Below are 8,687 nucleotides of genomic sequence, written 5' to 3' on the forward strand. Positions count from 1 at the left end.
CGACCGGAGCGCGCGCGCGGCGAGCGAGACCTGCAGCTCCGCCGTGGCGAGCTGCTGGACGTTGCGCTCCACCTCGGCGCGGGCGCGGTCCACGTCGAGCAGCGCGGTGGAGCCCGCCCCGTGGCGCGCCTCGGCGATCCGCAGGCCGGCCCGGGAGACGTCCAGCGCGCGCCGCGACGCCTCGACCAGCGCCCGGCTGGCCACGAGCTGGTGGTACTCGCGCGACACGAGCGACTGGACGCGCAGCTCGGTGGCGTCCTGCTGCTCGGCGGCCGCTCCGGAGGCGGCCTTCGCCGCGCCGATGCGCGCGAAGGTGGCGAGGTCCACCAGCGGCACGTGGACGGTCGCGTACCCGTCGAGCTGGTCGCGCGGCGTGACGACCACCGGCCCGGTCGCGCTGGGGATGCGGGTCTCGTACTGGTTGCGGGTGTACGTCCCGAGCAGCGACACGCCGGGCAGCGCCCGGCCCAGGGCCGCCTGCGTGCCCGCCGACGCCTGCGCGCGCGCCGCGCGCGCCTCGGCGTTGTCGGGGCTGGCGTCGCGCGCACCGCGCAGGAAGGACTCGAGCGGCTGCAGCGCGCTCGCCCGGCCGGCGAGCGCGAGGACCGCCGCCGCGAGGCCGTACTTGAGGATTCGAAGGTGGATGCTCGGCATGGTTCGCCGGCGACCTTGCACCGGGCGCGCCAGCGCCGACACGGCCCGCGAAACCGAGGGACTCCGCGGGATCCAGGCGTGCGGCTGGCCCGCGCCACCGCGCCGCCGTACCGAGGTCCGACGGGATCGCTCAAGCGCTGAGCACCGCGATCGGGTACGGCGGCCGGGGGCCGGCGCTCAGCGGGCCGCGCCGGCGGTCGCCGCCGCGCCGTCGCCGGCGTCGGTGACGAGCTCGTAGCGCCGCAGCCGCTCGGTGAGCGTGTTCCGGCTGATCCCGAGCCGCCGCGCCGCCTCGGACTGGTTCCCGCGGACGGCGGCCATGGTGCGCGCGATCACGGCGCGCTCCAGCTCGTCGAGCTGCGCGCGGAGCGTGCGCGTCTCCTCGCCGTCGCGCGGCGCGGCCGCCGGCCGGGCCGCCCCGCCGGCCGGGGCGCCGGTGGCCTCGAACGCGTCCGGGCCGATCTCGCCCCCGCCGCTCAGGGCCACCAGCCGCGCCACCACGTTCTCGAGCTGGCGCACGTTGCCGGGCCAGTCGGCCTTCACCAGCCGGTCGATCAGGGCCGGCGCGAGCCGCACGTCCTCCGACCCGAAGCGCTCGGCGTAGCGGAGCGCGAACTCGTGGGCCAGCGCCGGGATGTCCTCGCGGCGGTCGCGCAGCGGCGGGACGGTCAGCTCCACCACCGCCAGCCGGTAGTACAGGTCCTCGCGGAACCGCCCCTCCTGCACGTCGGCGCGCAGGTCGCGGTGCGTGCACGCCACGATGCGCACGTCCACCCGCTCCACCCGGCCCGAGCCGACCGGCTGGATCTCGCCCTCCTGCAGCGCCCGGAGCAGCTTCGCCTGGATCCCGAGCGGCAGCTCGCCCACCTCGTCGAGCACCAGCGTCCCGCCGTCGGCCTGCGCGAAGAACCCGGGGCGCGCCTGGACGGCGCCGGTGAACGCCCCGCGTACGTGGCCGAACAGCTCCGCCTCGGCCAGCTCCGCCGGGATGGCGCTGCAGTTGAACCGGACGAGCGGCCCGCCCGCGCGCTTGCTGAGCGCGTGGAGCAGCGTGCCGATGAGCTCCTTGCCGGTGCCGGTCTCGCCCCGCACCAGCACCGTGATCTCGCGCGCCGCCACCCGCGCGGTGGCGGCCAGCACCTGGCGCATGTTGGCGGACTCGAACACCAGCCGCCGGCCGATGGCGTGCTCGACCGTGAGCTGGCGGTTGCGCTGCCGCAGCAGCCGCGCCTCCAGCGCCCGGCCGATGGCGAGCGCGAGCTCGTCCACGTCGAACGGCTTCGGCACGTACTCGTACGCGCCCGCCTTCATGGCCCGCACCGCCAGGCGCTCCGAGCCGTGCGCGGTGAGCAGGATGACCGGGAGCCACTCGTCGCGCTCGCGCACCGCCTGGAGCAGGGCGAGCCCGTCCATCTCCGGCATGGAGAAGTCGGTCACCAGCACGTCGGCGCGCTCGAGCTGCTCGAGCGCCTCGGTGGCCGAGCACGCCAGCACCGGCTCCCAGCCGCGGCCCTGCACCAGCTCCTTGAGCGCGGCGCGGACCGACGGCTCGTCATCCACCAGCAGCACGCGCGACATCCCCGCTCCTCTTCGCGGCGCGCGGCAACGTGACGAGCACCTTCGTCCCGCTCCCCGGCTCGCTCTCGTAGCGCAGGGTACCACCGTGCTGCACGATCACGGCCCGCGCCAGCACCACGCCCAGCCCGGTGCCGTCGTCGCGGGTCGTGAAGAACGGGGTGCCGATGCGCCGGAGCGTCTCCGGCGGCATGCCGCGCCCGGTGTCCCGCACCACCAGCTCCACCTCGTCGCCGGACAGCTCGCGCGCCTCCACCACCACCTCGCCGCCCGCCGGCGTCGCCTCGATGGCGTTCGCGACCAGGTTCAGCAGCGCCTCCTTGAGGCGGCGCGGGTCCGCCTCGAGCGACGCGTCGCCGCGCGCGTAGAGCCGGACTCGGGCCTCGTCGGCGCGGGCGGACAGGACCAGCATGGTGTCGGAGACGAGCGGCCCGAGCGCCACCTGCCTCGGGTTGACCGACTGGAGCGGCCGGTTGAACGAGAGGTAGTTCTGGATGATCTCCTGCATCCGCGTGACCTCGCGGTCCACCACCTCGAGCCGCTCGTGCGAGGCCGCCTCCGCCGGGCTGCGCAGGCCGAGCTGCACGAGCGCCTTCACCCCGGTGAGCGGGTTCTTCAGCTCGTGGGCCACCTTGGCGCCGACCTGCTCCAGCCCCTGCGCCCGGCTGAGCGCGTCCGACACCATCTCGGCCCGGGCCCTGGCCACCTGATCGCGCTTGCGCCGCGTCTCGGCGTGCGCCGGCGCGAGCAGCGCCCCGACGCCGAGCACGCTCACCACCGTGAGCACGCCGCGCTGCAGCGCGGGCAGCTCCGGGCCGGCGACCGCGTCCGGCAGCAGCGCCAGCACGGCAGCGCCGAACGCCGTCGCCGCGAGCAGCCCGCGGGTGGCGACGCGGTCCCCCACCACCGAGACCGCCACGAAGTACGACCCGAGGAACGGGAGGATGAGCGGGCTCCGCTCGCCCCCCGTCACCGCCGCCGCCAGGGCGGTCGTCACGAAGAACGACGCCTGCCCCAGCACCACGTACAGCGCGATCCGGTCGAAGGTCGCGTTGACGCACCGGCTCGCGTCGCCCCGCCGGCAGCTCCGCACGCCCACCTGTTGCACGGCGCCGCCCGCCAGCACCACGCCGATCCGCCAGGCCGCGTAGCCCGCCCACGCGAGCACCGCCGCCGCCGCGAGGTAGTAGGCGATCGCGAACAGGTCCTCCCGGCGCGGCCACCGGTCGGCGCGCTCCCGCGGCGCCGCCGCCGTCATCGGGCAGGGCGGCGCGGCGGCGACCAGCGGGTGGGTGCGAGCAGGGGCGACCACGTCGCCGGAGCGAAAGGCAAGTTCCGGGCCGGCGGAGAGGACTCTGACCATGGCCCGGCTCGATTAACCCGGCCCTGAAGGCACGCGCTCGCCCCGGAACGTGACCAACGGCCGTTTCCGCCGCGCCGCGCAGAAGTCCAACAGCCTGCTCAAACCTTGAGCAGGTCACGTCGCCCCGGCGACGCCCGGCGGGCCGTCCGCACGATCGCCCGTCCGTCGCCGCCCGCTCAGGGCGGCGGCGGCGCGAGCGCGCGCAGCCCGTCGGCCAGCGCGCGCGAGAGGTTCTCGATGAGGTCCTCCTTCGCGCTCGCGACGTAGAGGTGCGGGCCGAGGGCCCAGGTGTCGCGCACCAGCCGCCGCGGCTCGGGCGCCGCCCCGCCGGCCCGGGCCAGCGCGCGGCCGAGCAGCGGCAGGACCTTGTCGCCGAGGCGGAGCGCGGTGTCGATGGCGAACACGGCGAGGTCGGGCCGGAGCGCGCGCAGGCGCCGCACGAACGCGTCCGCCTCGGCGTCCATCAGGTGCTTGGGCGGCCCGGACTTCAGCTCGAGGTACATGAGCTTGCCCTCCGCGGCGGCGACGACGTCGAGGTCCCCGCCCACGCCCGGCGCGCCGCTGCGCACGCCGGTCGCCACCTGGAGGCCCAGCCGCGAGGACAGCTCGCGCGCCACCCACCACTCCAGCGTCCCGCCGAACGACCGCGCCCGCCGCAGGAGCCGGTAGCGCCCCCGCGGGCGCCGCTCGGCGAGGCCGAGCGCGACGCAGTCCTCGGCCATGGCCCGGGCGCGGGCAGCGTCCACGTACCGGGTGGCCTCCGACGGCAGGAAGCCGGCGGGCGCGAGGATGGCGCCGCGCAGGAACAGCCGGAACGCGTAATGCCCGAGCCGCTCGGCGATGGCGTCGAGCGCGGGCGCCGGCAGGTCGGGGTCGAACGGCAGGTCGGGGCGGGAGGGCCGCGGCTCGAGCCCGCGGCGGACCAGCATGGCGAGCGGCTCCGACGCGGGGACGCGCCGGCGGCCCGGCGGCGGGGACCGGGCCGCGGCGGCCGCCTCCAGCTCCCGGGCGCCGGGGCGCTCTCGCATGGCGCGATTCTACGCGCGCGGCGCCGCGCGCGGCGTGCGCTACGGCGCCCCGCTGGCGCGCGGGGCGGACGGGGCCGGGGCCGGCTCGTGGAGGGTGACGGCCGGCGCGAACGGCCGCACCCCGAGCGCCCGGTGGATCTCCTCGGGCAGGTACACGGCGCCGTCCTTCATGACCAGCCGCACCCGGCGCAGCACCGAGAGGTCGCGGGTGGGGTCGCCCGGGACGAGCATCAGGTCGGCGCGCATGCCCGGCGCGACGCGGCCCGACCGCTGGTCCTCGCGCAGCCACCGGGCCGAGCCGATCGTGGCTGCCCTCAGCGCGTCCGCCGCCGGGATCCCCGCGCGCGCCCAGGCCTCCAGCTCGCTGTGGAGCGTGACGCCCGCCATCCCGTCGTCGGTGCCGGGCACGAGCGGGATCCCGGCGCGGTGGAGCATGAGCACCACCTCGTCGAGCTTGCGGGACGAGGCCTCGTACGCGGCGTACTGCCCCGGCTTCACGTCCAGGACGGCGGTCCGGCGGGCGCGCTGCACCGGGACCGGCATGTGGTCGAGCCACGGCGCGTCGGCCGCGTTCACCTTGCCCGGGCGGCCGAGCAGCATCTGCTGGAAGATCGCGAGCGTGGGGTCGAGCACCGTGCCGCGCTCCTTCATGAGCGCGACCATGCGCTGCACCGGGGCGCTCGCGAGGTCCAGCTTGCCGAGCCGCTCGCCCAGCGCGGTGAAGCGCAGCGGCGTGCGGGTGTCCTCGCGCGCCGGGTCGATGATGAAGCTGAGCACGAGCTGGTTGACGTGGTTGATCTCGTCGTAGCCGTCGCGGACCGCGCGCTCCGAGGTGCCGAACGCGGGCACGTGGCCGCTGACGCGCAGGCCCAGCCGGTGGGCCTCCGCCGCGAGCGGCCTCACCCAGTCCGGCGGCATGGAGTTGTAGATCTTGATGGAGGCGTAGCCGTGGTCGGCGTACCAGCGGACCTTCTCCAGCCCCGCCTCCAGCCGGTCCACCACGAACCCGTTCCGCGCCGAGTACGGGCTGCGCCCCTCGAGGAACCCGGCGCGCTCGACGCGCGGGCCCATCATCTCGCCCGCGTCGATCCGCGCGGTCAGGTCGAGCAGGGTGTCGTTGACGTTGCCGCGGTCGAGGATGGAGGTGACCCCGGCGGCGAGGTACATGGGCCCGGCCCAGTCCCAGTCGTGCGAGTGCAGGTCGTGCAGCCCGGGGAGCACCGTGCCGCCCTCCCCGTCCACCACCACCGCCCCGTCCGGCGGCGGCCCCTCGCGCACCGAGGCGACCGCGCCGCGGAACACCACCACGCTCGTGAGCGGGCCGAGCGCGCCGGTGTCCGGATCGAGCACGCGCACGTTCGTGAGGCACACCGGCGCGGCGAAGCGGTGCGTGAGCCGGCCGGTGAGGCGCCGCAGCGACTCGGCGCCGAGCTCCCCGGCCAGCCGGGACAGCGCCTCGAACCGCGACGCGTGCCGCTCCTCCACCAGCACGATGCCGGGCGCGATCATGCCGGCGAGCGCGCCGTCCGCGCGGAGGAGCAGGAACGTCGGCGACAGGTCGAGCCCCCACAGCGCGTACACGCCCAGCGGCGGACCGTCCTCGAGCGCCACCTCCCGGACGCGCTCGACGCGGACCTCCCCGCCGGGCAGCGCGGCGACGCGGTGGCCCGGCGCGGCGAGCGCCGCGCGCGCCAGCAGCCCGAGCCCCCACGGGCTCCCGTTGTTCGGCACGTACACCTTGCCGGCGGCCTCCGCCTCGCCCGCGTCGTCGAGCGTGCGCCAGCGCGCGCGGCCGCGCCGGACCGAGAACTCCTCCTCCACCGGCGCGCCCACCCACCCCTTGCCGCGGATCTCCCAGCGCGCCGGCAGCCCGTCCGCGCCCAGCTCGACCCGCTCCTTCACCTTGGGGCCGCGCCCGTTGTTGTCCACCTGCCAGTCCACGTCCACCCGGCGGCCGGCGCGCGTCACCGTGAGCGTCCCGACGCGCTCGCCGCCCATCAGGAAGGCGAGCCGCTCCGGCGCGGGGACCGGCGGGCCGGAGCGGGCCGCCGCGGGCGCCGCCGCGAGCGACAGCGCGAGCAGCAGCTGACCGAACGTGAACGGGCCGGGACCGGGCATGGCGCACCTCGCACGGGCGCCGTCGCCTGCGCCGGATCGGCACGCTAGCGAGCCGGCGGCGCGCGTGACAATCCGGCGCCCCGCCCGGTGCGCGGGATCCTCCCGGCGCGCCTCAGCCGGCGTCGCCGGCGAAGAGCGCCCTCGCGTCCGTGAACAGCTGCGTGAGCGCCGCGGCGACCGCGCCGATGGCCGGGTCGCCGCGCGAGCTGGCGCGGCGCAGCAACCAGACCGGCCGCGGCGCCGGGACCGGGCCCTCGACGCGGCGGAGCCCGGCGTCGGGGTCCCCCATGTAGCAGGGCAGCAGCGCGAGCCCCAGGCCGGCGCGCGCCGCGAGCTGCTGCGAGCCGAAGCCGTTGGCGCGGAAGGACGGCCGCTCCTCCGGGTGCGCCTCGGCCAGCCACACCGCCTCCGGCAGGTGCGCGCTCGCCTCGTCGAAGCCGATCCAGCGCGCCCGCGCGCCGCCGGCGATGGCCCGCGCCACCGCCGGCGCGGCGTATAGCCCGTACGCGAACGTGGCGATGCGGCGGCCCACCAGGTCCTCGCCGCGCGGCGAGCCGAGCCGGATGGCGAGGTCGGCCTCGTGGCGCGCGAGGCTGAGCGCGCGCGACTCGCCGATGAGCTCCAGCTCGCAGCCGCGCAGGCGCCCCTGGACGCGGGCGAGCCGGGGCAGGAGGAACGCGTCGATCACCGGCCGGGTGGCGGTGACGCGGACCAGCGCGGCCTGCTCCGCCGCGCCCCGCGCGGCGGCGAGCGACGCGGCGGCCCGCTCCATGTCCCGGGCCCGCTCCAGCGCGGCCGCGCCGGCGGCGGTCAGGCGGACCCCGTCCGGCCGGCGCTCCAGCAGCCGCCGCCCGAGGACCCGCTCCAGCGCGGCCACCCGCCGCGCCACCGTGGCGTGGTTCACGCCCAGCGCGCGCCCCGCGCCGGAGAGGCTGCCCGCCCGCGCCAGCGCGGCGAAGCAGCGGACGTCCTCCCAGTCGAGCGCGCCTGTGCGATGTCGATCGGCGATCGTGCGCATCTGCGCATTGTCGCACAGGCGGCGCCGCGGCAGGTTCCGGCGTGCGGCGCGGCCCCTCCGATGCCCGGAGCCCGCCCCGGAGGTCCCACATGGCCCGGACGGTTCGCATCACCCTGATCGGCGGCCCCACCGTGCTCCTCGAGCTGGGCGGGCTGCGCCTGCTCACCGACCCGACGTTCGACGCGCCCGGCGCCTACCCGTCGTCGGGCGGCGCGGTCACGCTCACCAAGCGCACCGGCCCCGCGCTCGCCGCCGCGGAGGTGGGCGCGGTGGACGCGGTGCTGCTCAGCCACGACCAGCACGCCGACAACCTCGACCCGGCCGGGCGCGCGTTCCTGCGCGGCGCGCGCCGGGTCCTCACCACGCGCGAGGGCGCCGGCCGGCTCGAGGGCGCCGAGGGGCTCGCCCCGTGGGAGCGCCGCGTCCTCGCCGCCGGCGCCGGCTCGCTGCTCGTCACCGCCACGCCGGCGCGCCACGGCCCGCCCGGCATCGAGCCGCTCTCCGGCGAGGTGACCGGGTTCGTGGTGAGCGAGCCGGAGGGGCGCGACCTCGTCTACGTGACCGGCGACACCGTGTTCTACGAGGGCGTGGCGGAGGTGGCGCGCCGCTTCCGGCCGGCGGTGGTGCTCATGTTCACCGGCGCGGCCCGCACCCGCGGCCCGTTCCACCTCACCATGAGCGTCAACGACGCGCTCGAGACCGCCCGCGCCTTCCCGGGCGCGGCGCTGGTGGCGGTGCACAACGAGGGCTGGGCGCACTTCACCGAGTCCGCCTCCGACCTGGAGCGCTCCTTCGCCGCGCTCGGGCAGCAGGCGCGCCTCGTGCCGCTGGCGCGCGGGGGACCGCCGAGATCCCGCTGCCGCCGCCGGGGACCTGACCCTCGCGGCGCCGCGGGCGTATGCTCGCGGGGGACCGGCGCGGAGGAGCCCAT

Annotated in this window: 7 protein-coding genes; 1 reads left to right on the forward strand and 6 read right to left on the reverse strand. The window is 77.3% G+C overall.

Going from position 1 to position 8,687, the window contains the following annotated elements; translation table 11 throughout:
• From PSR1_RS19555 to PSR1_RS19580, 6 genes are all read right to left on the reverse strand, one after another.
• Positions 1-654, reverse strand: a 654-nt coding sequence (locus tag PSR1_RS19555; RefSeq protein WP_160309040.1) for a TolC family protein, incomplete at its 3' end; no start/stop codon positions are given.
• Between the two features lie 177 nt (positions 655-831).
• Positions 832-2,232, reverse strand: a complete 1,401-nt coding sequence (locus PSR1_RS19560) for a sigma-54 dependent transcriptional regulator (protein ID WP_059439095.1) — start codon at positions 2,230-2,232, stop codon at positions 832-834.
• Complete coding sequence (locus PSR1_RS19565) at positions 2,207-3,592, reverse strand: nitrogen regulation protein NR(II) (protein WP_059439096.1); 1,386 nt, start codon at positions 3,590-3,592, stop codon at positions 2,207-2,209. Before PSR1_RS19565 ends, PSR1_RS19560 begins: the two co-directional genes overlap by 26 nt.
• Before the next feature lie 176 nt (positions 3,593-3,768).
• The gene (locus PSR1_RS19570) at positions 3,769-4,620 is read right to left on the reverse strand and encodes a hypothetical protein (RefSeq protein WP_059439097.1); all 852 of its coding nucleotides are present in this window, start codon (positions 4,618-4,620) and stop codon (positions 3,769-3,771) included.
• Positions 4,621-4,659: 39 nt separating this feature from the next.
• Positions 4,660-6,738, reverse strand: a complete 2,079-nt coding sequence (locus PSR1_RS19575) for an amidohydrolase family protein (protein ID WP_059439098.1) — start codon at positions 6,736-6,738, stop codon at positions 4,660-4,662.
• Positions 6,739-6,850: 112 nt separating this feature from the next.
• A complete protein-coding gene (locus PSR1_RS19580) occupies positions 6,851-7,756 on the reverse strand; it encodes a LysR family transcriptional regulator (RefSeq protein WP_059439099.1) in 906 nt (301 codons plus the stop codon).
• A gap of 89 nt (positions 7,757-7,845) precedes the next feature.
• On the opposite strand from PSR1_RS19580, the gene PSR1_RS19585 reads away from it, so the two are divergent.
• Positions 7,846-8,687, forward strand: an 842-nt coding sequence (locus PSR1_RS19585) for an MBL fold metallo-hydrolase (RefSeq protein WP_237758160.1), incomplete at its 3' end; no start/stop codon positions are given.

Source organism: Anaeromyxobacter sp. PSR-1 (assembly GCF_000964525.1).
GTDB lineage: Bacteria > Myxococcota > Myxococcia > Myxococcales > Anaeromyxobacteraceae > Anaeromyxobacter.

Coding starts and splice junctions, on each gene's coding strand:
- PSR1_RS19565 (WP_059439096.1), bottom strand. CDS start 3,592: ATGGTCAGAGTCCTCTCCGCCGGCCCGGAACTTGCCTTTCGCTCCGGC.
- PSR1_RS19575 (WP_059439098.1), bottom strand. CDS start 6,738: ATGCCCGGTCCCGGCCCGTTCACGTTCGGTCAGCTGCTGCTCGCGCTG.
- PSR1_RS19580 (WP_059439099.1), bottom strand. CDS start 7,756: ATGCGCACGATCGCCGATCGACATCGCACAGGCGCGCTCGACTGGGAG.
- PSR1_RS19560 (WP_059439095.1), bottom strand. CDS start 2,232: ATGTCGCGCGTGCTGCTGGTGGATGACGAGCCGTCGGTCCGCGCCGCG.
- PSR1_RS19570 (WP_059439097.1), bottom strand. CDS start 4,620: ATGCGAGAGCGCCCCGGCGCCCGGGAGCTGGAGGCGGCCGCCGCGGCC.